At 53.2% G+C, this 26548-nt stretch carries 27 protein-coding genes; 22 read left to right on the top strand and 5 right to left on the bottom strand.

The genetic code is table 11. The features are described from left to right. Nucleotides 1-60 precede the first annotated feature (60 nt). From HRQ63_RS00070 to HRQ63_RS26105, 6 genes are all read left to right on the top strand, one after another. On the top strand, nt 61-1458 hold the full coding sequence (locus HRQ63_RS00070) for a sugar phosphate nucleotidyltransferase (protein ID WP_172237282.1): 1398 nt from the start codon (nt 61-63) through the stop codon (nt 1456-1458). After that, nucleotides 1455-2438 (top strand): LCP family glycopolymer transferase, encoded by a 984-nt coding sequence (locus tag HRQ63_RS00075; protein WP_172237285.1) that lies wholly within the window; start codon nt 1455-1457, stop codon nt 2436-2438. Before HRQ63_RS00070 ends, HRQ63_RS00075 begins: the two co-directional genes overlap by 4 nt. A gap of 22 nt (nt 2439-2460) precedes the next feature. Then, a complete protein-coding gene (locus tag HRQ63_RS00080) occupies nt 2461-3180 on the top strand; it encodes a PIG-L family deacetylase (RefSeq protein ID WP_172237288.1) in 720 nt (239 codons plus the stop codon). Nucleotides 3181-3225: 45 nt separating this feature from the next. Further along, the gene (locus HRQ63_RS00085; protein ID WP_172237291.1) at nt 3226-4491 is read left to right on the top strand and encodes a polysaccharide pyruvyl transferase family protein; all 1266 of its coding nucleotides are present in this window, start codon (nt 3226-3228) and stop codon (nt 4489-4491) included. 220 nt (nt 4492-4711) lie between these two features. Beyond that, a complete protein-coding gene (locus HRQ63_RS00090) occupies nt 4712-5083 on the top strand; it encodes a hypothetical protein (protein WP_172237294.1) in 372 nt (123 codons plus the stop codon). Nucleotides 5084-5265: 182 nt separating this feature from the next. Then, nucleotides 5266-5394, top strand: coding sequence for a hypothetical protein (locus tag HRQ63_RS26105; protein WP_268239410.1), 129 nt, complete (start codon nt 5266-5268; stop codon nt 5392-5394). 51 nt (nt 5395-5445) lie between these two features. On the opposite strand, the gene HRQ63_RS00095 is transcribed toward HRQ63_RS26105, so the two are convergent. Next, nucleotides 5446-5835 carry a winged helix-turn-helix transcriptional regulator gene (locus HRQ63_RS00095; RefSeq protein ID WP_172237297.1) on the bottom strand — a complete coding sequence of 130 codons (390 nt, stop codon included), beginning with the start codon at nt 5833-5835 and terminating at the stop codon, nt 5446-5448. A 302-nt stretch (nt 5836-6137) separates the two neighbouring features. Between HRQ63_RS00095 and HRQ63_RS26110 the strand changes: the two genes are divergently transcribed. After that, a complete protein-coding gene (locus HRQ63_RS26110) occupies nt 6138-6977 on the top strand; it encodes a methyl-accepting chemotaxis protein (protein ID WP_172237300.1) in 840 nt (279 codons plus the stop codon). Nucleotides 6978-7116: 139 nt separating this feature from the next. On the opposite strand, the gene HRQ63_RS00105 is transcribed toward HRQ63_RS26110, so the two are convergent. Continuing rightward, nucleotides 7117-7359 carry a hypothetical protein gene (locus HRQ63_RS00105; RefSeq protein ID WP_037287411.1) on the bottom strand — a complete coding sequence of 81 codons (243 nt, stop codon included), beginning with the start codon at nt 7357-7359 and terminating at the stop codon, nt 7117-7119. Between the two features lie 373 nt (nt 7360-7732). Here HRQ63_RS00105 and HRQ63_RS00110 point away from each other — a divergent pair, with 373 nt between their 5' ends. Further along, complete coding sequence (locus HRQ63_RS00110; protein ID WP_172237303.1) at nt 7733-8530, top strand: SDR family oxidoreductase; 798 nt, start codon at nt 7733-7735, stop codon at nt 8528-8530. 288 nt (nt 8531-8818) lie between these two features. After that, nucleotides 8819-9193, top strand: coding sequence for a DnaJ family domain-containing protein (locus tag HRQ63_RS00115; protein WP_172237306.1), 375 nt, complete (start codon nt 8819-8821; stop codon nt 9191-9193). Between the two features lie 188 nt (nt 9194-9381). Here the strand turns inward: HRQ63_RS00115 and gluQRS are convergent, their stop codons facing one another. Beyond that, nucleotides 9382-10329 (bottom strand): tRNA glutamyl-Q(34) synthetase GluQRS, encoded by a 948-nt coding sequence (gene gluQRS / locus HRQ63_RS00120; RefSeq protein WP_172237309.1) that lies wholly within the window; start codon nt 10327-10329, stop codon nt 9382-9384. Nucleotides 10330-10559: 230 nt separating this feature from the next. On the opposite strand from gluQRS, the gene hrpB reads away from it, so the two are divergent. The 10 genes from hrpB to HRQ63_RS00170 all read left to right on the top strand — a co-directional run bounded on the left by hrpB (nt 10560) and on the right by HRQ63_RS00170 (nt 20802). Beyond that, a complete protein-coding gene (gene hrpB / locus HRQ63_RS00125) occupies nt 10560-13148 on the top strand; it encodes an ATP-dependent helicase HrpB (RefSeq protein WP_172237312.1) in 2589 nt (862 codons plus the stop codon). Nucleotides 13149-13288: 140 nt separating this feature from the next. Next, a complete protein-coding gene (locus HRQ63_RS00130; protein WP_172237315.1) occupies nt 13289-13972 on the top strand; it encodes a general stress protein in 684 nt (227 codons plus the stop codon). Between the two features lie 194 nt (nt 13973-14166). Further along, nucleotides 14167-14796, top strand: a complete 630-nt coding sequence (locus HRQ63_RS00135; RefSeq protein ID WP_172237318.1) for a DUF4269 domain-containing protein — start codon at nt 14167-14169, stop codon at nt 14794-14796. Nucleotides 14797-15010: 214 nt separating this feature from the next. After that, on the top strand, nt 15011-15376 hold the full coding sequence (locus HRQ63_RS00140) for a replication termination protein (protein ID WP_037287423.1): 366 nt from the start codon (nt 15011-15013) through the stop codon (nt 15374-15376). Between the two features lie 130 nt (nt 15377-15506). Continuing rightward, on the top strand, nt 15507-16508 hold the full coding sequence (locus HRQ63_RS00145) for a Gfo/Idh/MocA family protein (protein WP_172237321.1): 1002 nt from the start codon (nt 15507-15509) through the stop codon (nt 16506-16508). Between the two features lie 212 nt (nt 16509-16720). Continuing rightward, on the top strand, nt 16721-17752 hold the full coding sequence (locus HRQ63_RS00150; protein WP_172237324.1) for an aldose 1-epimerase: 1032 nt from the start codon (nt 16721-16723) through the stop codon (nt 17750-17752). 15 nt (nt 17753-17767) lie between these two features. Then, nucleotides 17768-18352, top strand: a complete 585-nt coding sequence (locus HRQ63_RS00155; protein ID WP_172237327.1) for a nitroreductase family protein — start codon at nt 17768-17770, stop codon at nt 18350-18352. Between the two features lie 346 nt (nt 18353-18698). Next, nucleotides 18699-19454 (top strand): acyl-[acyl-carrier-protein] thioesterase, encoded by a 756-nt coding sequence (locus tag HRQ63_RS00160; RefSeq protein WP_172237330.1) that lies wholly within the window; start codon nt 18699-18701, stop codon nt 19452-19454. A gap of 18 nt (nt 19455-19472) precedes the next feature. After that, complete coding sequence (locus tag HRQ63_RS00165) at nt 19473-20375, top strand: aldo/keto reductase (RefSeq protein ID WP_172237333.1); 903 nt, start codon at nt 19473-19475, stop codon at nt 20373-20375. 178 nt (nt 20376-20553) lie between these two features. Next, complete coding sequence (locus tag HRQ63_RS00170) at nt 20554-20802, top strand: hypothetical protein (protein ID WP_172237336.1); 249 nt, start codon at nt 20554-20556, stop codon at nt 20800-20802. 358 nt (nt 20803-21160) lie between these two features. Here HRQ63_RS00170 and HRQ63_RS00175 read toward each other — a convergent pair whose 3' ends face one another. Beyond that, nucleotides 21161-22507 carry a hemolysin family protein gene (locus tag HRQ63_RS00175; RefSeq protein WP_172237339.1) on the bottom strand — a complete coding sequence of 449 codons (1347 nt, stop codon included), beginning with the start codon at nt 22505-22507 and terminating at the stop codon, nt 21161-21163. A 36-nt stretch (nt 22508-22543) separates the two neighbouring features. Further along, nucleotides 22544-22831 carry a hypothetical protein gene (locus tag HRQ63_RS00180; RefSeq protein ID WP_172237342.1) on the bottom strand — a complete coding sequence of 96 codons (288 nt, stop codon included), beginning with the start codon at nt 22829-22831 and terminating at the stop codon, nt 22544-22546. A 373-nt stretch (nt 22832-23204) separates the two neighbouring features. Between HRQ63_RS00180 and HRQ63_RS00185 the strand changes: the two genes are divergently transcribed. The 3 genes from HRQ63_RS00185 to HRQ63_RS00195 all read left to right on the top strand — a co-directional run bounded on the left by HRQ63_RS00185 (nt 23205) and on the right by HRQ63_RS00195 (nt 26547). Further along, a complete protein-coding gene (locus tag HRQ63_RS00185; RefSeq protein WP_172237345.1) occupies nt 23205-24116 on the top strand; it encodes an NAD(P)/FAD-dependent oxidoreductase in 912 nt (303 codons plus the stop codon). Nucleotides 24117-24233: 117 nt separating this feature from the next. Beyond that, nucleotides 24234-24587, top strand: coding sequence for a DUF3243 domain-containing protein (locus HRQ63_RS00190; protein WP_216673811.1), 354 nt, complete (start codon nt 24234-24236; stop codon nt 24585-24587). Nucleotides 24588-24846: 259 nt separating this feature from the next. Next, entirely contained in the window at nt 24847-26547 is a 1701-nt protein-coding gene (locus tag HRQ63_RS00195; RefSeq protein ID WP_172237348.1) for a molecular chaperone HscC, read from the top strand. Nucleotide 26548 lies beyond the last annotated feature (1 nt).

Genomic DNA, 26548 nt, shown 5'->3' on the forward strand with positions numbered 1-26548 from the left:
TAACGCGCATACCTTAAAAGAAAAGACACCGATACGAATCGACAGAATGGAGGGGCAAGCATGAAATTGGTATTACTGTCCGGAGGCTCGGGCAAGCGGCTGTGGCCGTTGTCGAACGACGCCAGATCGAAGCAGTTTTTGAAAGTGTTGGAGAACGAGCACGGCGAGATGGAGTCGATGGTCCAACGGGTTTGGGGACAAATCAAAGGTGCAGGGCTGGCCGATTCGGCGGTTATCGCGACAAGCAAAGTTCAAGTCGAAATTTTGCAGAACCAGCTTGGCGGCGTACCGATTATCGTGGAGCCGGAGCGTCGGGACACGTTCCCGGCGATCGCGCTCGCGGCATCATACCTATACTCGCAAGGCGTCGGCTTGGACGAGACGGTCTGCATCCTGCCTGTCGATCCGTACGTGGACGACCAATTCTTCGACCGGATTCGCGATTTGGAGGGAGCGCTGCACAATTCGGGGGCCAAAATGGCTTTGATGGGCGTCAACCCTACATACCCGTCTTCGAAATACGGATATATCGTGCCGGAAGCGGACGAAAACAACAGCGATTACAAGAAGGTAGGACGCTTTACCGAAAAACCGAGCGAAGATCGGGCGGAGCGTCTGATCGAGCAGGGGGCTTTATGGAACTGCGGCGTGTTCGCTTTTAAGCTGAGCTATATGATGGATCATCTGCTCCGTGCGGGAATGCCGATGCAATACGAGGATCTGCTTGCCCGTTACGCGACGCTGGAGAAGATCAGCTTCGATTACGCGGTAGTGGAAAAAGAATCGCATATCGCCGTGATTCCGTATGACGGGTATTGGAAAGATCTCGGTACCTGGAATACGCTCACCGAAAATATGGGCTTGCAGCATATCGGCAAAGGTGCGATTAGCGAAGATTCGCCCAATACGCATCTGATCAACGAATTGGATATTCCGGTTACGATTATCGGCATTCCCAACGCGATCGTCGCCGTCAGCCCGGACGGCATTCTCGTTTCGGACAAAGAAGCGAGTCCTCGCGTCAAAGACATGGTCGATGCCGGGCAACGTCCGATGTACGAAGAACGCCGCTGGGGCTGGTATCGGGTACTCGACTATTCCAAGTTCGGGGACGGAACCGAAGTGCTGACCAAACGCATCGGACTCAAAGCGGGCAACAATCTGGGATACCGCAAGCATCTCTATCGCGCCGATACGTGGACGATCATTAGCGGAAAAGGCATTTTGGTCAAAGAAGGCACCATCACGCCGGTTGAAGCAGGCGACGTGGTCACGATCGAGCCCGGAACGTACCACTGCCTCAAAGCCTTCCACGATATGGAATACATCGAGGTGCAAAAAGGCGAAGTCGTGCAGGAAGAAGATTTCGAAGAATTGTTCAGCAGTTGGAACGATATCGAACGCCACTGCGTCGTTAGCGGCGCGAAGGCGGCCGGAGCCGGCCGAAACGCGTTATGAAGCGCTGGGCGAAGATCGCGATCTCCGGCGTTGCCGTCCTGGCGATCGGTATCGGAGGTTACGCCTACTCCATTTATCGCCCCGTTGTCGATACGATGGAATCCATCTATGAACCGCTGGAATCGGACGTGGCCGCAGGGTCTGCCGATCCGGCCGCTCAGGGCGGAAGTTTGACCGCTTCGGTCGGCAATGCCGGCGCGCGGCAGGCCGCGCAGGAGCTTCCCGCCGATCTGAGCGAGACCAAGCCCTTCAACTTGCTGGTCCTCGGCGTCGACGAACGGGAGAACGACGTAGGTCGTTCCGACGCGATCATGATGCTGGCCGTCAATCCTCAGAAGCGTTCGGTCCTGATGTTCAATATTCCCCGCGATACGCGCACGGAGATTGTGGGCCGAGGCACGGTTGATAAGATCAATCACGCTTACGCCTTCGGCGGCGTGAACATGTCGGTCAATACGGTCGAGCAATTTCTGGACGTCCCGGTCGATTATTACGTGAAAGTCAACATGGAAGGCCTGGAGCGGATCATCGACATTTTGGGCGGCGTTACCGTGAACAATCCGTTCGAGTTCGATTTTGAAGGAACCGATTACAAAAAGGGCCTGATCGACATGAACGGCCACGAAGCGCTGATGTACTCCCGCATGCGTTACGACGATCCCAAAGGCGATATCGGCCGCAATGACCGTCAGCAGCTCGTGCTGTCCGCGCTGATCGAAAAAGGCAAAAACATCTCGAATTTGACCAAAGTCAATTCGCTGCTGGAAGCGGTCAAAGACAACGTCAAAACCAATCTGACCAAGGACGATATGATGGACATCGTGACCAAGTATCGGACGGAAATCGATTCGGTCGATAAAGACGAAGTGCAAGGCAGCGGCAAAAAGATCGACGGAATCTACTATTATATGGTGGACGATGCGGAGAAAACGCGTATTCGTACCGAGCTGACGAACCAGCTTCAAAACGGTAACTCTTAAGGAAACGGAGGAGCAGGCGGAAATGGCGGTTAATCTTTTTTTCATCCCGCATCAAGACGACGAAGCGCTGACATTCGGGGCAGGCATTCGCAATCATCTGAACGTCGGCGACGAATGTCACGTGATTTTGTACACGGACGGATCGTCCTCCAACGTAGTGAAGCAATTGAACGGCCAAACCAAAAGCAATATGCACCGTAAACTGTTGGACCCGCAGCGCGAAGGCTATGCCCCGCTGGATCGAACCGATCTGGTCCGTTATCGCAACGACGAATTTTTGCGTTCTTGCATGGCGTTGGGATTACCCGTAGCGAATGTTCATTTCGTGCAAGAGCTGCAGGACGGCACGACGACGGTTGAAGATTGCGAAGAATTGATTCGTGAATTTACGGACCGTTATCACGGCGCCCGAGTGAAGACGTTCACGGATTTGGGGGATAACCATCGCGATCACGCGAATATGGGTGCGGCGGCACGAAATCTGTATCGGCAGGAAAAAATCGCCGATCTGCGGCTTTACGTGGAACCTTATAACCTTCGTCAAGCCAAAAAAGCGAATCGGGGAGTTCAAGTTTTGAAAGAAAAGCCGGAAACCCATCGTGAATATGTCGTGGCTTCTTTAAGCGAGTACAAGAAATGGAATCCGGCACTTGAGCAGTTCGCCATCGGTTATCATTCGGTTCGAAAAGAGATCGATGCGGCGATCGCCAACCCGGTATCCTATTACCATAAGCCTTATTGATGCTTTGCCCGTTGGACAAAAATCGGATAAAGGAGCTGCAAACGGATGAGCAAAATTTTGATTGTAGGCGGACAGATGGAGAACAAGGGTGCACAGGCCATGACTTTCACGGTGATCAATGAAATCAAGAAGCGTTATCCCGACAAAGAAATATTGGTGAACTGCATAGACCCTGACCGGGGATACGCATTCGACATCATCAAAATCGGCAAAAAGCTCAAAATCGAAATGCTGGGCGGGGTATTCGGCACGCTGGGAAAACTGATTCCGAATGCCGAGCACGTTAACGTTACCCGCAGCGATATGGAACGAATCATGAAAGACACGGATATGATGATCGATATCAGCGGGTTTGCTTTATCCTCGCAATTCACGATCCGCCATTCCGTGAACTATCTGGTCAACATTATGCTGGCCAAGCGTTATAAAGTACCGATGGTACTGATGCCACAATCTTTCGGACCTTTTGAATACGAAAGCAAGTACAAGTCGGTTATCATGGCGCTGATTAAAAAGTACATCACGTATCCGACCTACATATATGCGCGCGAGGACGAAGGGATGCAGTTTTTAAGCCGCTTCACGACCCGCAATCTGAAACGTTCGATGGATTTGGTTCTTCAAGGTAGCAGCGCGTACGATTTGAACGTGCTGTTCAAGCCGGGCGCTTATAAGCCGAATGCGCGCGTGGACGTGCAGCCGAATTCCGTGGGGATCGTGCCTAACGTCAAAACGATGAAGTACGGCTCGCGCGAAGACCTGCTTCAAGCGTACCGCAAAATGACCGATCACCTGCTGAAATCCGGCAAAAACGTGGTTCTGCTGCGTCATTCGACGGAAGACTTGGAGATTTGCAAAGGCATCAAACAGCATTATCCGAACGATGATCGCGTCGTGCTGCTGGAAGACGAATATGACTGTATTGAAATCCATCATATTCTGGAACAGTTCGAATTCATTATCGCTTCCCGCTACCATTCCATCATTCATGCGTACAAAGACGGTATTCCGGTCTTGGCACTGGGATGGGCAACCAAATATCAGGAACTGCTCGGACGTTTCGGGCAAAAAGAGTATATGTTCGACGTCCGCGACCTTGCGCACGTAGAAAGGGAGATCGAACGCAAGATCGACCTGATGATTGCTCGCCGCGAAGAAGAATCGGAAAAGATCAAAGCGGTAACGGCAGAGATTCAGAGCCGCACGATCTTTAACGAAGTATTCGGCGAACTTCCTATGACGGAACAAGCAAAGACGGAAACATCCGCGGAGCTTGAAGACGTCGAAAACGCAACGCTGCAAATCGGTTAAGCCGAGCGGGGTAGCGCTGCGGGGCTGTGTGAAGAAACCTTTATCGAGCAGGCCGCGAGGTCTTCGGTAAAGGTTTTTTTGCGCTAGGGCGTGTCTTCAAACCTCGATGCACATTGGCAGGTTTGAAGACACGCCGTAGGCAGACATAGGCAAAGTTCCGGTTTTGTGCTACCCTTACGGAATATGCGGAGAAGACCAAGCGGAAGGGAAGAATGCACGTATGCAACAACTGTTTATCGGAGATATCTCGCTTAGCGACGGAACGATCGAATCGGTGCTCCTGCTTGAATCCGCTGCGAGAGTCGAGTTTCGGATATGGGACGGCGGCAAAGCGGTTTTTCGTTTCAAAGGCGTAATCGGCGTTCGTGATCGAAATGCAGCAGGGCAGGAAATCGAGTCGATGGAGACGGAGGAAGTACTGCCCATTCGAAGCGTTCCGAATGATTCGTTCGTAGCCGAATTGTTGGAGGAACGGCCTGAAGGTCGAGCGGAAGGCGTGACTCGTTATGCCTTTATCGGTTCGTGGACGATGCGTCCGGTCCTTGAAGTTTACGCGGAAGAAGTTGAAGCGGAACGTGCATACGCTCTTTGAAAAAGGGTTGGAAACCCATGGTTTTCACGCTTGAGATTTTGCTTCTCGGGACGGTTTAGGATGAAAAAAATGTGTTTATTTACCGCATGTGGACAAATTGCGCACTCGGCGCCGGATTGAAGCTGCTCCTGCCGCGTTCGTGCAAAAAATTCTCATTCTTTCAATCGAAGGAGCTGAAGCGTATGTCGATCGACCGTTTTATTTGGACCAAGTTAAGCCGCGTAGACAACGAAAAAACGAAAAAAAATCTGGCCAAGCTGTTGGCGATTCGGATTCGCAAAGCCGAGAAAGCCGAGCGGTCGACATCGTGACCGGAGCGTAATTGCCTGAAGACGTACAAAGGAGGTTCCTCTCGGAACCTCCTATTCGGCCTTTGTGCCGGCCGCGGCTTTTTCGCAATCTTCGTCGGAGAGGTGCAGGACTTCGTCTTCCGAATGCTGCGGTTCGTTGATCCACTCGTCCGACCAGCCTTGAATGCAGGCGATCGTCGACTGGAGAGCGTGTCCTTTTTCGGTCAATTCGTATTCGATCCGGACCGGCGTCTCGGCATACACGTGGCGTACGACGATGCCTTCTTTCTCCAAGTCTTTCAAGCGTTCCGACAACAGTCGTCCGCTGACCGGGAAAGCCGATTGAATGTTACAAAAACGCTGCGGTCCCGATAGCAAACGATAGATGATCAGACCGTTCCAGCGTTGCGACAGAATCTGCATGCCCCGTTCGAATCGAGGACAAAGCGTTGAGTTTTTCATGGGTTCACCTCCAAACTTTCCAAAGGAAAGTCACTGCCTGTAAGTTTCGTTGATCGCCTTGATTATATCACGAATTGCAGATGGAATGCGGATTTCCGTCATTATTTTCCGTCGGATCGTGAAATTAAGGAAGAACCTTTCTTTTTGCGCACTAGCTCTTTATAAAAAAAGCGATTCTGACGAAAATAAATAGGAGCAGCTACCCGGGCATGCATGCAAACTTCGCCAAGACGCACGTCGCTCAAGTTTGCGTACACGCCCTACATCAACGGCGATCCCGCCAGAGGGAAGAAGGGAACTACATGAATATTTTGGAAGCGCTCGTACTGAGTATCCCCTATTTGAAAAAAATCACGAATGAAGACTTTATGATCGGCATTACGGATAGGCAGCAGTTCCTTTATTACGCGCCGTCCTCGGATCTTGATTTCGGCCTGTCCGCCGGTTCGCCTATTCCGCCGGATGACGCCAATTTGAAAAAAGCGCTCGCCGGACAATTGTCCAGTACCCGCATTCCGGCTTCGGCTTACGGGGCTGAGCTTGAGGCAAAAGGAATCCCGGTATTCAATGAAGAAGGAAAGGTCATCGGCGCATTGGCGGTGGCTTATACGCTGAAGACCGAAGATTTCCTGCACGGATTCGGGGACCGGATGGAATCGGTCAGCCGATCGTTAACGGATTTTGTCGCTTCGATTGCGGCGCAATCGCAGCAGTTGGCTGCCGCGACGACCGAAATCCGGGAAAACTCGGGCCGGGCCGTGAGCGATGCGCGCGAGGTGAACAAGGTAACTTCGTTCATTCGCGAAATTTCCGAACAAACGAATATGTTGGGACTTAACGCCGCGATCGAGGCTGCCCGCGTCGGCGAGCTGGGTGCCGGATTCCAGGTGGTCGCGAGCGAAGTGCGCAAACTATCCGTGGATACCAAAAAAGCCACGCAGAGCATTGAGCAGGCGCTCACTAACGTACAAGAAAGCATCGTCCGGATGCAGCAGGAAATCGCGTCGATCTCCGACGCGTCCAATGAGCAGGCACATTTGCTTGGCGAATTCAGCAGTCTGACGGATCAACTCAATCATCTCAACACTGAATTTTCCGACTTTACGCGAAAGCTGTTGGACGAACGCGGTCATATGAGCTAACAAGAAACGAATTAGGATTACGTGCGGTAGAGGAGCTGCGCCGCGCGATGAGCATGCATCATATCGATCAAGCATGAAAAAAGACATTCCGCAAACCGGAATGTCTTTTTATGTACCGCCGCTAATGAGGCTTCACTCTTTAGTACAGGGACAGAGCGAGCGTGTCGCTTTCGCGGTACGAGTGCAGAATGGCTTCAGAGCCTACGATTTCAATACTAATCAGGGAACCGATACAATTTTTCAAAGCACGTTTACCGTTGCTTAACTTATTATCTAATGCGCTGGTCAGCAGTCTAAGCATTTTCTGAGCGGGTTGAGTATTCTCGGCGTCAATGTAAACGGGAACCAGTTTTTCTTGAACCGTAATCGTCGTCGTTTTCATTACAATCACCTCGTCATGTTCTTTATCCTTGTTTGTATTATAAACTCGCTTCCTTAAAAACAAATTAAAAAACGCTTAAATTTCTTCGTAAATGTTACTATTTTCTCGGTTTTTTTTAAAAACTCTCGATTCCTCCTTAATATTTAGCCTGCCGGCAGCGATCGCCGCTTGATTTTAATAGTTTTTACCCTGCCTTGCCTATTTATGAAAACCTTTTTACGAGAATAATTAAGCAATTTTCAAAAAAGAATTGAAAAAGCGGAAAATGATTGAATGCAAGAACTTTTCGGGTAATGAATACCTGGATTGGAGTAGCCGTCTAACTGCCTCCAAAAAGGTATTTACTTTCCGAAAAACGAAGGAGTGGATCGCCATGACGGCACCGCGTTTTGAAGGCAGAACCGTGATTGTGACAGGAGCTGGTTCGGGAATAGGACTGGCAGCGGCCGTGAAATTCGCGCAGGAAGGCGCGAACGTCGCCTTATTCGAGCTTGACCCGCTTCGCGCGGAATCGGCGCGCGAAGAATTGGAAAGTATCCGAGCTGGCTCGGGCTTTGTCCAAATCGTCGATGTGTCCGACCCGGACGGCATGGAAGCGGCTTACCGGAATGTGAACGAGCATTTCGGAGGGTTGGATGCCGTATTTGCGAATGCCGGAATCAACGGAGCAAAAGGTCCTATCGAGCATATGGAACTCGATGAGTTTAAAAAGACGATAGACGTGAATCTGGGCGGCATGTTTTTATCCGTGAAATACGCGATTCCTTATATGAAGCAGCGCGGCGGGGGAAGCATCGTGATTACGAGCTCCGTAAACGGCAACGGAAGGTACTCCAGCGTCGGCATGTCTCCGTACAGCACATCCAAAGCCGGACAAGTCGCTTTCGCCAAAATGGCGGCACTGGAGCTGGCTCGCTATCGGATTCGCGTCAATGCGATCTGTCCCGGTGCGATCTCGACGAATATCGACGAGACGACCGAGGAAGATGCCCGCATGGACGAGATTGCGATCCCGCTCGAATTTCCTCGCGGCGGCGATCATCCGCTCGCCGGACGTCACGGATTGCCGGAGGAGGTGGCCGACTTGGCGGTATTCCTCGCTTCTTCGGAATCGCGCCATGTGACGGGGACGTCGATCACGGTGGACGGCGGGGAGTCTTTATTGTTCTGAAGACGCTCGCCCGATTCCGCTCCTTCGCTCAGGTTGTTTCCCTTGCGGGAAGCCAAAAGTCGCTCAGGTTCGGAATCGGGCTCGCCGGGTCAGCACATGGCGGATTGAGCGAATTTCTCCCGCAGCCTACACGCTTTTCTAAACGAACAGGATTTGCGCATAGATTCAAGCCCCGCCAAAGGCTAACTGAGGCGGGGCTTTTTGTGTTGGGTAGACGTATGCTGCGCAAGCGGAAAGGAATCGGGTATAATGGAACGACAAAAGTCGATGGGATCGGGAGGAATTCGGATGGGGTGGTTATCGTGGTTGGCGGAGCAGAAGATCGACGAAGCGGCGCGTAACGGAGAATTTGACGATCTGCCGGGGAACGGGAAACCGATAGAATTAGACGATCTGTCGGGAGTGCCGGAAGAACTGAGGGTTCCTTACCGGATTTTGAAAAATGCAGGAATGCTGCCGCAGGAGATCGTGCTGCGAAAGGAATGTTTGGAGTTGGAGGATTTGCTTGCGGCTTGCCGCTCGGATGAAGAGCGCGAGGAGATTGGACGTAAATTGAATACGCAAAGGCTCAAACTTCGGATGGTTGAAGAAGAACGAGGTTGGGGCGGCGGCGCGTATTCGGAATATGCGGACAAGATCAAGGATCGGTTAGGCGGAGATTGATCCGGGAATCCAGCGTCTTGACCGAACCGAATTTGAGGCGGCACGAGTGATTTGATTTCTGTTCAAGATGAAGTTTGAAATACCTGCAGCTACCCGCTTATTTTGAAAAAGCGTCCGAATTTCGGCTTACGCTTGCTCATTTAAGTGGATAGACGCAGGTATTTCGGTGAATATGGGGCATAAAAATGTTACAAATCCGGCACGTTCACGACGACGGGTTCTCGCGGAATCAAAGACAGATCGAAAGAACCCACCAGCTCCGCGGCCGATACCGCTTCCGGACGGTCGATTAATCCGCTGACATGAGCCAGCCAGCCGACGAGCTGTTCAGGCGAAGTACCGCGTTCGCGGAAAGAAGAGATGGCGATGCCGCCGTGACGTTTGGCCAAGCGATTGCCGTCCGATCCGTTCAATAGAGGGACGTGCAGGAAATTCGGCGCTTCGAGTCCCAAAGCTTCATACAACAGGATTTGTCTCGGCGTCGAATCCAATAAGTCGTATCCTCGCAGGACATCGGTGATCTTCATGTCCGCATCGTCCATCACGACGGACAGTTGATACGAATGCAAGCCGTCGGCACGGCGAACGACGAAGTCGCCTCCGCTGCCCGGCGCGAAGGATCGGGTTCCGGCGATGCCGTCTTCAAAACGAACTTCACGACCTTCGGGCAGCGCGAAGCGGAGTGAAGGGGCTTTATGCAGCGCTTTTTCTGCGCGCTGCGCGGCGGTCAGATGTCGGCATGTTCCGGCATAGGCAGGTCCTTCGGAGGTCAATCCGTGGGGAGCGCTGGCGGCGGACAAAATGTCTGCCCGACTGCAAAAGCAGGGGTACAACGCGCCTGCCGCTTCCAATTCGAGCAAGCCTGCTTCGTATCGTTCCAAGCGCTCGCTTTGCGTATAGGGCGCATAAGGTCCGCCGACGTCAGGGCCTTCGTCCCAGTCCAGACCGAGCCAACGCAGATCAAGCAGCGCGAGTTCGGCCCATTTTTCACGGGACCGCTCGGTGTCGATATCTTCCATGCGAAGGATGAATTCGCCGTTCAACGAACGCATATGGAGCCAGGAAATCAGTGCGGTGCGGGCATTGCCCAAGTGCATTTTGCCGGATGGCGTAGGTGCGAAACGTCCGCGTCTCATTATCGTTCACTTCCTTGTCTAGGCGTGCATGCAAGCGGGTATCTTGTCTGGCTGCAAGGTTGTTTGTATGCAGGCCTTAGTATCGATTAAAACAAAAGCTTCGCATGAATTCGAATAAATCGGATCAGACCTACAGGCGAGCTTGACATGATCCATTATACGACACATTTTCTGTAGGCTGAAATTGCATATTCGAATCGGACTACGTAAAGGAAGGGGAACTGCCCAACATGAAAGAAGATCAAGGCCGAAACGCGAAAAAGGAAAGCGATCCCGGCGAAATACTCTCCGAAGCTCCTCTTTCCAAAAATAACGCAATAACGTTCCCCGTCGACTCCGCCCTGCCCGAGCTGAAACGAAGTCTTGCCGCAAACCGTCCCACGATTCTGATTGCCCAGCCGGGAGCCGGAAAAACGACTCGGGTTCCTCCGGCGCTGCTGCATGAACCTTGGCTGGAAGGGCGCAAGATTCTGATGCTGGAACCCCGGCGGCTTGCGGCGGTATCCGCAGCCGATTATATCGCGGACTCGCTCGGCGGAAAAACGGGAGAAACCGTCGGTTACCGGATTGCTTTGGATAACAAATCCGGCTCTCGAACAAAGATCGAAGTGGTGACCGAAGGCATATTAACACGGATGCTGCAAACCGATCCCTCGTTGGAAGAGGTAGGTTTGGTCATTTTCGACGAGTTCCATGAACGCAATTTGCAGGCGGACCTGGGGTTGGCGCTTGCTTTGCAGAGCCGTGCCGTACTGCGGGAAGGCCTGCGCATTCTCGTGATGTCGGCGACGATCGATCCCGAGCCTTTGTCGGACGTATTGGGCGGGGCGGATGTGATCCGCAGCGAAGGCAGAGTCTATCCGGTCGAGACGGTGCATCTCGGCGCTGCGCGGGACCTCCCGTTGGAACGCAAGGTAGCGCAGGCTGTGCGCCGGGCTTGGGAGGATACGGAGGGAGGAATCCTTGTATTCCTGCCGGGGGTGCGCGAGATTTCGCGCGCGCGGGAAGAGCTGACCCGCGGCGGGGGATTGGCGGGCGCGGAAATTTTGGCCCTGCACGGCGGGCTGGGGCGCGAGGAACAGCGCCGTGCGGTCCGATCTTCCGCGGACGGGAAGCGGAAGGTCGTGCTTTCGACCTCGCTGGCCGAGTCCAGCATCACGGTCGAGGGGGTGACGGCCGTCGTCGATAGCGGCCTGATGCGGACACAGGTGTTTTCTCCGCGCACAGGCATGTCGCGGCTGGTCACGTTGACCGAATCGCTGGAGTCGGCGGACCAAAGAAGAGGGCGCGCGGGGCGGACTGCGCCGGGCATTTGTTACCGGTTGTGGAGCCGCGAAGAAGAGTCGGGCATGCCGCCCTCGCGGATTCCCGAGATGCTGCAAAGCGACCTTGCGCCGCTCGCGCTTGAACTGGCGGCATGGGGGGCACGCGATCCGAAGGAACTGGATTGGATCGACGTGCCGCCGGAAGCCGGCTATGCGGAGGCGCAGGCGCTGCTTCGGCGGCTGCACGCATTGAACGAAGAGGGCGGCATTACGGAGGAAGGACGAGCGATGAGCGATCTTGGCGTGCATCCTCGATTGGCCCGGATGATCCGGCGTGCTGCCGATCCCGATCTTGGTGCGCACGGTCTTGCCTGCGATCTGGCGGCGCTGCTTCAGGAGCAAGCTTCTTCTTCTGCGCCTGTCGGCGGAACGGTGACGGACACCGTGTCCTTGCTGCCGCGTTTGGAGGCTCTGCTTGCCGCCTCCCGCAAAAGAAATCCAGGCATGCCGCGGACGCCGGAAGATCGGGCCGCGGAACGTGCTGCCAGGCTGCGCCGGATTGCCGGCGTGACGGAAAGTTCGGACGGCGAACCCCATCGGGCAGGGTTGCTGCTTGCTTATGCTTTCCCCGATCGGGTCGGACGTCGCAGAGGAGGCGGACGCTTCCTGCTTAGCGGCGGACGCGGCGTATGCATTCCCGAGCGGGAACTGCTGTCGCGGGAAGAATATGTGGTCGCCGCCGATATTGACGATCAGGGAAGCGAGGGACGAATATGGCTTGCGGCTCCGATCGAAGCGGACGATTTGAATCTTTTTGCGGCTGAAGAAGGGATTGAAGAAACGCGCGTCGAGTGGGATTCGGATCGAGCGGCCGTATCCGCGCTTCGGATACGACGGATCGGTGCTGTCATTTTACAGTCGGCGCAAGCTTCTTCACCCGATCCGGAAGCTGTTGGAGCCGCTTTGCTGGAAGGGATTCGGGCCGCTGACGGTCGGATTCTTCCATGGGGCAAGGAAGCACGGGAACTGCAAAACCGCATGATGTTCATGCATCTTGCAGATTCGGAATTTCCCGCAGCCGATGACGCGACGTTGTTGGCGGAGCTGGAAGAGTGGCTGCTTCCATACGCATCGGGCATTCGCAATGAAACGCAGCTCAAAAGGCTTAACCTCCCGCAACTGCTGGAGCAGCGTTTAACCTGGGAGCAGCGACGAACATTGGATGCCGAGGCGCCGACCCGCCTAAGCGTGCCCAGCGGTTCGCGTATTGCCGTTGATTACAGCGACCCTGAACGTCCTTTTATGGCGGTAAAGCTTCAGGAAATGTTCGGCCGGTCCGAGACGCCTCGCATTGGACGCGGACGCGTGCCGATCACGTTACAGTTGCTTTCCCCGGCCCGTCGTCCGGTACAAATCACGTCCGACCTGGCGAATTTTTGGAAAGAAACCTATTTCGAAGTGAAAAAGGATCTGAAGGGCCGTTACCCCAAGCATTACTGGCCGGATGACCCGAATGGAGCTGAAGCCACGAGGCATGTCCGTCCCCGTAAATAAGGCAATCTTGCAGCGCGAGAGCAGTCTGACACCTTCTTTCGCATCGACGACTCCAAGTTTCGCTTGCCCTGTACCGGGTAATAAAGAAACGAACACGAATCCCAAGTCAGTTGGGAACAACGATGAAGGAGGAGTTAACGATGACGAAAAAAATCGTAGGGGTATTCGAAAACGAACGGGAAGCTTCACTGGCGATTCAAAACCTTCAAGATCGAGGATTTACTTCAGACGAAATTTCGGTAGTGGCAAAAGACCGCAACGACTTGAGAGCGATAGATGAGGAGACGGGCACGAAAGCTCCGGAAGGCTTGGCCGCAGGCGCGGCGACAGGCGGCGTGCTCGGCGGCGTAACGGGTCTGTTGGCCGGAGTCGGAGCGCTGGCGATTCCGGGGATCGGGCCGATTCTGGCAGCCGGACCTTTGGCAGCGGCGGTTACGGGCATGGCGGTAGGAGCCGGAGCAGGCGGTTTGGTCGGCGGTCTGGTAGGACTGGGCATTCCCGAGAACGAAGCGGAAGAATATCAGGAGTATCTGAACCAAGGTAATATTTTGGTTCTGGTCGACGAAGACAACCGCAGCCGCGACGTATACACCTCGTTCCGCGATAACCGTTCGATGAACGCCAATCGCTACCATTTGACGGAAGAAGGATACGGTAACGAAATGCACACGGGCGGCACGGTGAACCCGGAAATGAACACCGAGGCCGAGCAGGTAGGGATTTCGAATCGCAACTCGGCAGACTCGATCAGCGAAGCGGAGCGCCGCCGCGCAATCGATGATCCGTCGGATACGCTGCCGCCGCGCGGGGATCGCGGAATGTAAAAAGAATAACGTGAGGATCTGCTACGGATCGGAAGCGATAAGCATCGATCCTTCAGAGAGATTCACTCGTCCAAAAGGCGCCTTCGGGCGTCTTTTTTGTTGGCGCGTTCGTTCGAATCAGAGGTCGGGTGAAGCGAGGCCTGTTTTCATCTATAATAGAGCAACAGTAAAGCATGGGAAGAAGGGAAACGAAGATGGCTTCATCGTCAGAGAAACAGCCTCGAAAACCCAATCTATCGACTCTGTTCCATGCGCCGACCGGCGGGGAAGGGTTGCGTTGGCTTGAACAAGGAGATGAACGGCAGCAGGGACTGGCAGCTTCTTTGCATCGCAGCGGCTTACTGGAGCGGCTCGCTTTTTGCCATCCTTCCATAGCAGGCACGTTTCCGATCGGGATTGATATTCCGGGTAGCGATATGGATGTATTATGCGAGGTTTATGACCATGAAGAGTTTTTGCGAATATGCACAAGCGAATATGGGCATTTGGATAGATTTGAAGCCGATCGGCGCAGCGTAGAGGGGAAGGAACGCTCGGTGGTGCGATTTTTGTGGGAGCAGATGCCGATCGAATTGTTCGGACAAGGACGACCTCCCGCTTTGCAGAACGGATGTCGACATATGATTGCAGAGCGTCGGCTGTTGGCTTTGGACGAACCTTCGGCAGCGGAGTCGATCCGTACACTCAAGCAGGAAGGATTCAAGACGGAGCCCGCGTTTGCCTTCTTTTACAACCTCCCCGGCAATCCTTATGAGGTGCTATACCGACTGGCTGAAGCCGATGAGCAGGAACTGCGTCAGATTATTTTAAAACGGCAATTATAATAAATATTTTATTACATGAAAAATTCATAATAGAAAACCTAAGCTTAGCGCTTCTTGCGAGCTTATTCATTAGTCTTCACTCTCCCTCTGAAAAAAGGAGAAAAGCGCCGCTGCGCTCTTTTTTGCTGAAAAACCGGGCCGAAAGATGTGAAAACTCGAAAATTCGTTTATAATGGAAGGGAACAAACGTTCACCCGAAAAGGAGGAGGAAAGCATGGCCTTCATGATCGCCCAACGGGCATTTATCAAACTGTACCTTATCACCATGGTCGAGCAGCAGCGCGGATACGGATATCAGATGCTCGAAGAAATGAAGGAGAACTTCAAGCCCTTCGGGTACGTGCCTCCGCAGAGCGAAATTTACCGTGCGCTGCATGAACTGGTGCACGAAGGCGTCTTTTACCGGACCAAACAGCTCAAAGGCAACGATCCCCGCGTCGATTTCCAGGAAATCGTGCTGTATCATTTCACGGAAGACGGACCCGAGAAAGCCAATTTATACAAAAAACAGGTCAAAACCGATCTGGATCGCTGTTTGGGGATGTTGAACAAAGCGGCTGAAGATAATTACGGAGTTTGATTCGTTTGAAAGATACGCGCCGAACAGGCTTGACGCGTATCTTTTTTTATCGGAGAAAGGAAGGTAATTGGCAGAATAATAAGAAAGCGTTATCATGAAGACGGATAGGTTATTTGAAGGAGGGACATATATGGTTCGAACGCTGCGATGGGGAATTATCGGAACGGCGGCGATCGCGGAAAGGGCTTTTATCCCGGCGGTGCAGGAGTCCGAGCGGGGGATTGTGCGAGCCGTAGCCAGCCGAAATGCGGACAAAGCAAGGCAGATGGCGGAGCGCACGGGCGTGGAGCGATATTACGGCAGTTACGAAGAAGTATTGGACGACCCGGAGATCGACGCCGTGTATATTCCGCTGCCGAACCATTTACATAAGGAATGGACTATCCGGGCGGCACGGGCGGGCAAGCATATTTTATGCGAAAAACCGGCGGCTTTGGATGCGGAAGAGACGATGGAGATGTTGGCGGCGTGCGAAGAGCATCATGTCGTATTTTCGGAAGCGTTCATGTATCGATACGGGGAAAAACATCGTCGTGTACGCGAAATCATCGCGTCCGGCGAGATCGGGGATATTCGCTCGATGCGAGGCGTGTTCAATTATTGTACGCCCGACGACACGGGGAATGTACGTTTTAATCGGGCGATGGGCGGAGGTTCGATTTACGATATCGGCGTGTATCCGATCTCTGCCGCGCGAATGATTATGGGAAGCGAGCCGTTATGGGCATCCGCGCATGCTTTTTTCTCGCCGGAGCATGATGGCGTGGATATGTCCGCTTCGGGTCTGCTTGCCTTTTCCGGAGGCGTGGCATTGTCGTTCGAGTGCGGGATGTGGGCGTATAATCGCTCCTACTTCGAGGTAACGGGGACAAAAGGACGCATCGAGCTTCCGCATATGTTCGGCTGGCGGGAGAATCCGCAGATTATCGTCGATACGGATCGGCATAAGCGCGAGGAGAAGCTGAGTTGCGTCAACCATTATATTTTGCAATCGAATGCGTTCGCGCGTGCCGTCTTCGGCGAAGAGCCGCTTCCGTTTCCCGCGTCGGATGCTTTGCGCGATATGCGTGCGGTGGATGCTTGTCTTCGTTCCGCGCGGGAAGGCGTGAGGGTGGAGATCGAGCAGGATTAAAAACATAAACTTAATTCCTTTTTTCGATTTCAACATGCGACCGGAATGAATTTTTCTCGGAGTCTTCCGTTTTCCCGCGCCAACGAAAATTTCGAAGGCAACCTAAAGACGGTCAACTTTGGCCGTCTTTTTCTTTTTGATTTGAAAGCGCCTCCGCCTACGCGATATAATAAACCGTGAGTGATTCCATCTTGATTTAAAGGAGACTGTATATGTCGATGAATCCAAATGCCGGAACTCCTCCGGTATATGAAGCAAAACGCGGCGACTACAATGGAGAAGAAGCCGTTTGGCTGAAATACGGAGACTATGAAGCAGCGGTACTTCCGAAAGTCGGCGGCAACCTGATCGCTTTCCGCGATACCAAGCGCGGTTTCCGTTTTCTGCGCGAGCCGGAAGACATGCAAGCTTTCGTATCCGACCCGGGCACGCACGGCATTCCGCCGCTGTTCCCTCCGAACCGCTATGACGGCGGCAAGCTGAAATGGAACGGCGAAGAGTACGTCTTCCCCGTGAACGAAGAAGCGACGGGCAACTTCCTGCACGGCTACTTGCATACGCTTCCTTGGGATGTGGAAGCTTTCGGCGCGTCGGAAGCGGAAAGCTTTGTCGTGGTGGCCCATCATGTCGGCGAAGGCCATAAAATGTACGAATATTTCCCTTATGCGTTCACGCTGCGCATTCGCTACACGCTGAGCTCGCTTGGGCTGGAACAGGACGTCACGCTCTTTAACGAATCGGGACGCAAGCTGCCGGCGCTGCTCGCTTTCCATACGGCGCTCAATGCGCCTTTCGCGGAAGAAAGCACGTCGGAAGATTGCAAAATAAAAGTCACGATCGGACAACGGCGCGAGTTGGACGGCCGGATGCTGCCCACCGGAGGCTTCCAACCGCTGGTCGAGTGGGAAGAAGAAATGCGCGAAAGCGGCGTGAATCCTTATGTCGATTCGATGGATAATCATTATACGGCGGTTCCTCAAGGCGGACGTAACCGTGCGGAAATTACCGATTCGCGCATCGGCGTCAAAGTTGTGTATGATGTAGGTACGTCTTATCGTCACTGGATGATCTGGAACAGCGGAGCCGGCGGCTCGTTCATCTGTCCGGAACCGCAGGTCAATCTGGTGAATGCGCCGAACCAATCGCTGCCTAGCGAAGATATGGGATTGTTCGCGATCGAAGCGGGCGAAGTTTGGCAGGCGACAAGCCGTATTTATGCGGTGGATTTGGCAAGCGGCGTATAAAAAGGAGGAATCGCAATGGAACTGTCAGAAGCGATCCGCACCCGGCGCAGCGTCGGGGCGGTCAAGGATGAAAGCGTGCCGCGCGAGTTGATCGAGCGTATTTTGGAAGCGGGAACGTGGGCGCCGACTCACCGCAAAACGCAGCCGTGGCGATTCTTTGTTTTGCAAGGAGAAGGCCGATCCCGTCTTGCATCCGCATTGGTCGATACGGAAGCGGCGGAGAAGGGCACAAGTCCGTCCGCGGAAGAGCGCGAGGAGCTGCTGGCTTCGGCGCAGAAAAAAGTCTCGCGCGCTCCCGTGATCATCGCGGTAGGCTGCGAGCCTGTCGACGAACCGAATATCATTCCGTTGGAGGAGACCCTTTCGGTAGCGGCGGCGATTCAAAACATGCTGCTTGAAGCTCATGCTCTGGGTCTGGGCGCAGTATGGAGAAGCGGGAGTTCATGCTATCACCCGGTGATGGCGGAGCGCTTCGGTCTCGGAGCGAACGGGCAAATGCTCGGCTTCGTGTACCTCGGTTATCCGGCACGCGAACCGGGCGAAGGCAAGCGCGAATCTTTCGAGACGAAAACGGCTTGGATTGACGGGGCAGAGGACTGATTGCTTGTTGGAACGTGTAAACGGCTTTAACTAACCTTGTCAACTCTTAATCAGGGGATTACGTTCGAATGAAAGGCACACGCTTCAGGTGCGTTTCATTCGGGCGTAACCTTACTTTTAGCGTTGACAAGGTGCCAAAGCGAATTTACACACGCGATCCTTTTCCGGAAGTTATGGGTTTGGACTTTGATCGGCTTTGCGTCTCATTGGAGACGCGAAGCCTTTTTATTAGCTTGTTAGCTTGGCAGAAACGCGCCAGGTTCAATTTTGGAGATTGCCCGATACGAAGATATAATGAAGGATGGAAGGCGAAGAACTTTTCTTTGTCCGAAAGGAGATGAAGCGCGTGCAGGACGTATGGACCGAACCTTTCGTCGCTACGGTGACGGAATCGGACTTTGCCGGACGCATTCGTCCGTCCGCGACCCTGGCGGCGATGCAAAACGCGGCCGACCGCCATCTGGAGAATGCCGGCGTTCCCGTGGCCCGCCTGCTTGAGCGCGGGTTGGCCTGGGTGCTGATGACGACTCAAGTGAAGTTGGAAAGGATGCCCCGGCTCGGAGAGACTTTGACATTGGAGACGTGGAGTAGCGGAGCGTCCGGGGTATTATGGACACGCGATTATCGACTTTTTGGGACAGACGATCTTGAAGTCATGCGGGCTTCTACAGCCTGGACGCTGGTCGATATCCATAAACGCCGCATATTGCGTCCGTCCGCGTTTCCGTTTCCATTACCGGTCAGCAGCCGCCCTTCTTTATCCGGACCGCCGGAAAAGGCATCTATGCCCGATAAAGGAATAGAGTGGTCGGAGCCTATGACCTACACGGTACCTTATAGTGCAGTAGACTGCTACGGTCATATGAATAATGCTCGTTATGCCGATCTATGCACCGATCTGATGAACCCGGAGCAATTGCGAAATTTTGATCTGGCCGCGTTTCGGATCACCTACAATCAGGAAGCTGCACTGGGAGACAACATTCAACTTCGCTGCGGGCAGCAAGGAAGCGAATGGTTTGTTTTTGGAGAAACGGAAACGGGACGCAAAAGGTTCGAGGCGGTGTGGTCGCTTAAGCCGAAGACGAAAGTTTTTAAATGAAGGAAGGGAGCACCCGATATGAAAAAAAACAAGCTTGGCCGCTCGGAGCTTCTCGTGAGCGAGATTGGTTTTGGCTGTATGTCGATAGGCACGGAGGAGAATAAGGCGATCCGTTTGCTGCATGAAGCCCTCGATCTTGGAATCAATTTGCTGGATACGGCAGACTTGTACGATGCGGGGCGCAACGAAGAATTGGTCGGAAAAGCGATCCGGAGCCGCCGGAGCGAAGTCGTCTTGGCAACCAAAGTCGGAAACCGCCGCGTGCCGGGGCAGGAAGGTTGGGCCTGGGATGCTTCGAAAGGCTATATTCTGTCTGCGGTGAAAGACAGTCTGCGTCGGTTGGGAACGGATTATATCGATCTTTACCAACTGCACGGCGGGACGCTCGACGACCCGATCGAAGAGACGATCGAAGCTTTCGAGCAGTTGAAACGCGAAGGCGTGATCCGTTATTACGGCATTTCATCGATTCGTCCGAATGTCGTCCGGGAATATGTATCGCGCTCGAATATCGCAAGCGTCATGAGCCAATACAGTATTTTGGATCGCAGGCCGGAGGAAGGGATTCTTCCGCTGCTCGAAGCAAACGGCATAGGTCTGATCGCCCGCGGCCCTGTCGCAAGCGGCATGCTGGCGGAAGAATGCGAAGGTAAACTTGCAAAAGGTTATCTGGGCTATACGGAAACGGAATTACGGGATTTTCGCAGCGGCATCAAGAAGGCGGCAGATCGCCCATTGACGGAAACCGCGCTGCGTTATCCATTGGCCAACCCGGCAGTCGCTTGCGTCCTGGCCGGTGCAAGCACGTCGGAGCAGCTCAGCGCCAATGCGGCATCAGCATCACGTTCGCCGTTGAGCAGTGCGGAGCTTGCAGATATTCGTTCGGCCGTTCCGGCTAACGTATACGCGCAGCATCGTTGAAAAACAGATCGTAAGAAGAAAAAAATTCGATTGATTAAGGACGAGGCAGGCCTGCACGGACATGCTTCCGCAGAGCCTGCTTTTTTCTTTTTGCTGCCGATTGCGCAAGTCCGGCGTTAGATCGTTCTTCATTACGGGTAAAAGGGAGGAGAAGCCGACTACAGGAGGTGCTTAAACGATGGATGCCAAACGCGACGAAAAGAAACAGCACGAACAGAATCAAGAAGACAAGAATCGTGAAGGAGCACTCGACCATCCCGAACAATACCCGACCGAAAACGAGAGCTTGTTCGATATGCACGAAGAGGAACAAAACGTCGATTCGCTGCCGATCGAGGATATTCGATTGGAGCAGCAGGAGGAGAAGGACAAGGATGCGACCAAGCAGCGTTCTTCGAGCGACGATAAATATAACAGCGGTTTTTGACGGATAGGAAAAAACCTGCCGGGGAAGCCGGAAACTTTGCTTTCTCGTTTAAGGTCATGTTTGTAAAACGGAGGCGCTGCGGAAGAAATTACAAGCATATGCTTCCGAAGTGCATTTCTTCGAAATGTTTTACAAAACGCTGTCTCACTCGGGAAACCGTAATGGAATTTTAATGGAAGTTTCCCGAGTTCAAAGGCGTTTTTCACTGAATTTCTTCCTCCGCTACTGCGCAGTTTTACGAACAGGACTCACTCGAAATAAAAGCCTTCCGGAAAACCGGAAGGCTTTTTGCGGGTTATGTGGGTAGAAGTTCGAAAAGCGGAACATCAAAAGAACAAAGATTACCGTGCCAAGACGATCAAACTTCTTCGTTCAGCGCGTTGCGCTCGAGGTTTTCGTCGGCTTCGACGGGGTGGCGGACGATTTCAAGTTTACGATAGCGACGGGGGCCGCGGCGGAGTACGGTGAATTCGAGGTTTTCGTACTGCCATTTTTGGCCGACGGTAAGATCCGGTTTTTGGCCGTATAACCAGCCGCCGATTGTATTGAGTTCTTCGTCGTCGAGGTCGGTCATCAGGATTTCGTTGATGCGGTGGATAAAGACTTTGCCGTCGACGACGAGGTCGTCATCCGATAATTGGACGAGTTCCGCTTCTTCGGCTTCGTCGAACTCGTCGCGGATGTCGCCTACGATTTCTTCCAAAATGTCTTCGATGGTGACCATGCCGGACGTGCCGCCGTATTCATCGACCAGCACGGCGAGGTGCGTGTTTTCTTTTTGCATCTTTTTGAGCAGATCTTTGACCGCCATGCTCTCGGATACGGACATAACCGGGTGTACGAGCTCTGCAACGTCCAAATCCGGGTTCTCTTCCAATGCCAGGAAATATTGCTTGGTGTTGATCATGCCGACGATATGGTCTTTGCTGGAATCGGCTACCGGGAAGCGGGTGTATTGTTCTTGCAAAATGATGCGCCGGTTTTCTTCGCGAGACTTGTCCAGATACAGGCAGGCCATATCGGTACGCGGCACCATGATTTCATTAGCCAGCATTTCGTCGAAGGCAAAGATTCGGTTAACGTAGCCCAGTTCGCTTTGATTGATTTTGCCGCCTTCGTAGCTTTCATTCAGAATCAGGCGAAGTTCTTCTTCGGAAAAGGCTTCGCCGTGTTCGCTGGCCGGTTTCATGCCGATCAGGCGACCGATTTGGTTGGCAGAGCCGTTCAGCAGCCAGATAAACGGATACATCACTTTGTAGAAGATAAGCAGCGAACCCGATACTGCCAATGTTACGGCTTCGGATTTTTGGATCGCCACCGTTTTAGGGAACAGTTCACCGACTACGACGTGCAGATAGGTGATAATCGCGAATGCCAACACATAAGACAACAGCGAGGCAACCGCTTCGGGAATCGCCGGAACGGCCTCGAACACCGGATGAAGCAACAGCTCCATAGTCGGCTCGCCGAGCGATCCGAGGCCGAGGGCCGTAATCGTGATGCCCAATTGGCAGGCGGATAACGATCCGTCGAGATTGGTAATGACCTTTTTGGCGTTAACGGCCCGTTTATTGCCTTCCATGATCAACTGGTCAATCCGGCTTCCCCGGACTCGAATGATGGCAAATTCGGTAATGACGAAATAAGCGGTTGCCGCAATCAGCAGCGCAACCAGCGTAAGATTAACGGCTATGGTAACTCCCATGTGAACGAATTTCTCCCTTCGTGTATGAAACGCTTTTCAAGCAAATAAGGAAAAGCGGTGCTCATGCACGTAATTGGAGAGAAATTTGAGCGGTCGCAGCAGCATTCTTTTCAAATGCAGCAGGACGGCCCACCCGATCAGCAGTTCTGTTGCATGCAGCGGGAAAAAGGGATTATAGGGCGGTGCAGGATCGGATTCCAGCGGAATTCCGCCTGGCGTCCACAACATCGAGGATAAGCCTGAAGGCAGCAGCCCTACTCCGGTATCCGCGCTATTGAGATTATCCAATGCTTCGTCCAGATCGATCGGGTCCGCATCTTTCAAGATGGCAGGCGATAGGCACAGAACAAGAGTCAGCAGAAAAATAAAAATAAAGCTGCCCCCGTTTGTCGCGATGCGAGAAACGTTCCGGGGCCTTCGTATTCGATTAGATATAAGGAAACGACCCCTTTCAATATGTAGGTCTTATGCGCGATTTCGGGCCGGAAATTCATATATTATGCAAATGCTGAAATATGAAAGTTCAACTACACAAATTGTATGGAGAACCGACGCACATGTCAAATGAACGTTCAAAAACGTCGTTTTGGTTTATATAATTTTGAAACTGACTTTACAAAAGCAAGCGGGAACATACGACGGGCAGCAAAACGTTCGGCGCCTGAACCTGCATAATCGGAGAGGAGCTTTCTTTATTATGGTATACGATTGCATCATTATCGGAGGAGGAATTGCCGGTACTCAAGCTGCGATTCAATTGGGACGCTACAGCGGGCATAACGTGCTGGTGATCGATTCCGGTCACGGACGCTCCTCCGTGTGCCATACCTATCATAATATTATCGGTTGGCCCGAAGGAGTGACCGGCGAACATTTGCGCAAAGTAGGCAGGGAGCAGGCGCAAGGGCTCGGCATCGAATTTTTGGAAGGAACCGTGACCGAAGCCGCGCGCGACGGCGAACGATTTGTTCTGACGACCGGCGACGGTAATCGGTTTACCGCGCATACGGTATTGATCGCGACCGGCATGCTGGACCGTTATCCCGAAATCCAAGGATTGCGCCATGCGTTGGGATATAGCATTTACATTTGTCCGGATTGCGACGGTTACGAGATCGTGGATCGGAAAACGGTATTGATCGGATCGGGCGAACACGGATCGGGCATGGCGGTGCTGCTTGCCGAACGAACGCCTCACGTCACGTATATCAATCACGAGCAGAAGCCGATCGAACAGCGCCTGATCGACCATTTGCAAAAGATCGGCGTGACTTATATCGAACAACCGGTAGCGGAAGTGCGTTCCGACGATCAGCGCGATATTCAATCGGTAGTGCTGCAAGACGGAACGGTCATCGAAGCGGAACGCGGATTTATCGCTTTCGGCGGTAACCATGTCCGGACGGAACTTGCCGAGCAGCTCGGCGTCACGTTGGAAAGCAACCGTCATATTAAAACCGATTCCCGAACCAAAATGACGGACGTCGAAGGCGTATGGGTCGCCGGGGATATCGGGCTGCATTCCGAACTCTCCACCATCGCCATGGGAGAAGGGACGCAAGCAGCTATTTGGATACACAAGAAATTGCGCAAAATTCATAAAAGCTAAAACGTTAGGGTTCATATTTGGCTGACGGGTTAATAATAGTGCAGCAGGTGCTTGTAGCTTTGAAAAAATGCCGTTAGATCCGCTTAAAGAAACCCACAACCGAGAGGAGAACTAACCATGAGCGACAACATCAAAGAACAACAGCATGCGGTAACGAAAGACGGGGAATTGCAGACGGACAAGGTCGAACAAACCATCGATCGCATCAGCGACGACAAAAAAGACAAGATCCTGCAGGATTTCGAAGAGTTCAAAAAATACCTGCATAACCGGATCAAAATCGGAGAAAGCATCGGGCTGGGCGAAGAGCAATTGGCTAAAGTGGCCGAAAAAGTAGCCGGTTATCTGGCAGCCAACGAAGAGCCGCGCAACAGCGAGGAAAAGCTGCTTCAGGAGCTTTGGAAGGTCGGCGACCAGGATCAACGCCATAAGCTGGCGCATCTGTTGGTTCGCTTGGCTCAAAATTCTTAAAATTCGAATTGCTTGATATGGGCGGGCATACGGTTCCTCGCGAAAGAGGCCGACCCGCCGATCAATCGGTTTTTACAAAAATCGGATTCTTGATCTTACACATCCTACGACGTACAACAAAGCAGCCACCGATTTTGGGAAAGCCTTCTGATCGCATAGAGGCTTTCCCTTTTAAGTTTTATGGAATTAAAAGGGCTGTGGGGTATAATGAGGAATAAATAGAGCTAGCAATACCAAACCGAAGAGCGAGGTGAACGTAGTGCCGATTATCGGGATCGATTTGGGAACGACTCACAGCTTGGCATCCTATCGGACAGAAGAGGGCAGCACGTTGATTCCGAATGCGCTCGGAAACGTGCTGACGCCTTCGGTTGTCGGGGTAGACGATAACGGTCAGATTTTAGTCGGAGAGATCGCCAACGAGCGTCTGATTACGCATCCTGAGCGAACGGCTGCGCTTTTTAAGCGATACATAGGTACAGACCGGCGTTACAAGCTGGGAGAATACGAATTTTCGCCGGAGGACCTGTCTGCGTTCGTACTTCGCTCACTGAAGCAGGATGCGGAGGCGTTCCTCGGCGAGTCCATAGAAGAAGCGGTCATCAGCGTTCCGGCTTACTTCAACGATATTCAACGCAAAGCGACCAAACGGGCGGGAGAGCTTGCCGGGCTGCGCGTGGAGCGTCTGATCAATGAACCTACGGCTGCTGCCGTGGCATACGGTCTGCATTTTGAACAGGAAGAAAGTCAATTCCTCGTCTTCGATCTTGGAGGAGGGACGTTCGACGTATCGATCCTTGATATGTTCGAAGGCATTATGGAAGTGAAGTCGGTAGCCGGGGATGCGTTTCTCGGCGGCGAAGACTTTACGGATATGCTGATCGGCCGTTTTTTGGAGCGGTTCGGCCTGGAACGGGATTCGCTCGACAATCGCACGATGGCGGCGCTGCGCAAGCAGGCCGAGCAGGGGAAGCGCATGTTGACCATGCAGCAGGATGCGAAGCTTGCCTGCACGGTTGACGGAGAGACCCATGAGTGGACCATAGACCGGGGATTGTTCGATCATATGTCCAAGCCGCTGCTTAACCGTCTGCGCAATCCGGTAGAACGGGCACTGAAGGATGCGTCGCTCAGTCCGAAAGAACTGAACGAGATCATTCTGGTCGGAGGAGCTACGCGGATGCCGCTGATTTACTCGTTTGCGGCACGATTGTTCGGTCGTCTTCCGGCAGCGCGCATCCATCCGGACGAAACGATCGCGATCGGGGCCGGAATCGTGGCTGCGATGAAAGAGCGCCGCGAGGAGCTTAAGGAAGTCGTGCTGACCGATGTCTGTCCGTATACGTTGGGCACGATGGTGACGGTGAAAAACGGGGACGGCGGCTACGATAACGGACACTTTTTCCCGATCATTGAGCGTCATACCGTCATTCCGGCCAGCCGCGTCGAACGATTCTATACCGTCAGCGATGATCAGAAGGCGATTCGCATTGAAATCTACCAAGGCGAAAACCGCCTGACGCGCAACAATATCAAATTGGGACAGTTGGAGATTCCCGTTCCTGCAAACCGTGCCGGAAACGAAGCCGTCGATCTTCGGTTCACGTACGATATCAACGGAATTCTGGAAGTGGAAGCGACGACGCTGTCCACGAACGAGACGCATCGGCTGCTGATTCGCGAAGATGTGAGCGGGATGTCGCTGGAGGAAGTCGAGAAACGGTTCCGCGAGCTGGAAGCGATTAAAATTCATCCTCGCGACAAAGCGGAAAACCGCCTGTTGTTGGCTCGGGGCGATCGGATCTATGAAGAAACGCTCGGCAGCGCGCGAACGCAAATCGCCGGAGCGCTCAGACGATTCGAGACGGCGCTCGGGCGGCAGGACGAACGGGAAATACGCAAGGAAGCAGGCATGTTAAAAGAACTGCTGGAATTGGCTGAAAAACAGCCGGAGGACTGAC

The organism is Saccharibacillus endophyticus (genome assembly GCF_013185185.1).
Lineage (GTDB): Bacteria > Bacillota > Bacilli > Paenibacillales > Paenibacillaceae > Saccharibacillus > Saccharibacillus endophyticus.

Bases quoted from the DNA above. Each gene is read 5' to 3' on its own strand.
- HRQ63_RS00070 (WP_172237282.1), top strand. From the start codon at position 61: ATGAAATTGGTATTACTGTCCGGAGGCTCGGGCAAGCGGCTGTGGCCG.
- HRQ63_RS00075 (WP_172237285.1), top strand. From the start codon at position 1,455: ATGAAGCGCTGGGCGAAGATCGCGATCTCCGGCGTTGCCGTCCTGGCG.
- HRQ63_RS00080 (WP_172237288.1), top strand. From the start codon at position 2,461: ATGGCGGTTAATCTTTTTTTCATCCCGCATCAAGACGACGAAGCGCTG.
- HRQ63_RS00085 (WP_172237291.1), top strand. From the start codon at position 3,226: ATGAGCAAAATTTTGATTGTAGGCGGACAGATGGAGAACAAGGGTGCA.
- HRQ63_RS00090 (WP_172237294.1), top strand. From the start codon at position 4,712: ATGCAACAACTGTTTATCGGAGATATCTCGCTTAGCGACGGAACGATC.
- HRQ63_RS26105 (WP_268239410.1), top strand. From the start codon at position 5,266: ATGTCGATCGACCGTTTTATTTGGACCAAGTTAAGCCGCGTAGACAAC.
- HRQ63_RS00095 (WP_172237297.1), bottom strand. From the start codon at position 5,835: ATGAAAAACTCAACGCTTTGTCCTCGATTCGAACGGGGCATGCAGATT.
- HRQ63_RS26110 (WP_172237300.1), top strand. From the start codon at position 6,138: ATGAATATTTTGGAAGCGCTCGTACTGAGTATCCCCTATTTGAAAAAA.
- HRQ63_RS00105 (WP_037287411.1), bottom strand. From the start codon at position 7,359: ATGAAAACGACGACGATTACGGTTCAAGAAAAACTGGTTCCCGTTTAC.
- HRQ63_RS00110 (WP_172237303.1), top strand. From the start codon at position 7,733: ATGACGGCACCGCGTTTTGAAGGCAGAACCGTGATTGTGACAGGAGCT.
- HRQ63_RS00115 (WP_172237306.1), top strand. From the start codon at position 8,819: ATGGGGTGGTTATCGTGGTTGGCGGAGCAGAAGATCGACGAAGCGGCG.
- gluQRS (WP_172237309.1), bottom strand. From the start codon at position 10,329: ATGAGACGCGGACGTTTCGCACCTACGCCATCCGGCAAAATGCACTTG.
- hrpB (WP_172237312.1), top strand. From the start codon at position 10,560: ATGAAAGAAGATCAAGGCCGAAACGCGAAAAAGGAAAGCGATCCCGGC.
- HRQ63_RS00130 (WP_172237315.1), top strand. From the start codon at position 13,289: ATGACGAAAAAAATCGTAGGGGTATTCGAAAACGAACGGGAAGCTTCA.
- HRQ63_RS00135 (WP_172237318.1), top strand. From the start codon at position 14,167: ATGGCTTCATCGTCAGAGAAACAGCCTCGAAAACCCAATCTATCGACT.
- HRQ63_RS00140 (WP_037287423.1), top strand. From the start codon at position 15,011: ATGGCCTTCATGATCGCCCAACGGGCATTTATCAAACTGTACCTTATC.
- HRQ63_RS00145 (WP_172237321.1), top strand. From the start codon at position 15,507: ATGGTTCGAACGCTGCGATGGGGAATTATCGGAACGGCGGCGATCGCG.
- HRQ63_RS00150 (WP_172237324.1), top strand. From the start codon at position 16,721: ATGTCGATGAATCCAAATGCCGGAACTCCTCCGGTATATGAAGCAAAA.
- HRQ63_RS00155 (WP_172237327.1), top strand. From the start codon at position 17,768: ATGGAACTGTCAGAAGCGATCCGCACCCGGCGCAGCGTCGGGGCGGTC.
- HRQ63_RS00165 (WP_172237333.1), top strand. From the start codon at position 19,473: ATGAAAAAAAACAAGCTTGGCCGCTCGGAGCTTCTCGTGAGCGAGATT.
- HRQ63_RS00170 (WP_172237336.1), top strand. From the start codon at position 20,554: ATGGATGCCAAACGCGACGAAAAGAAACAGCACGAACAGAATCAAGAA.
- HRQ63_RS00175 (WP_172237339.1), bottom strand. From the start codon at position 22,507: ATGGGAGTTACCATAGCCGTTAATCTTACGCTGGTTGCGCTGCTGATT.
- HRQ63_RS00185 (WP_172237345.1), top strand. From the start codon at position 23,205: ATGGTATACGATTGCATCATTATCGGAGGAGGAATTGCCGGTACTCAA.
- HRQ63_RS00190 (WP_216673811.1), top strand. From the start codon at position 24,234: ATGAGCGACAACATCAAAGAACAACAGCATGCGGTAACGAAAGACGGG.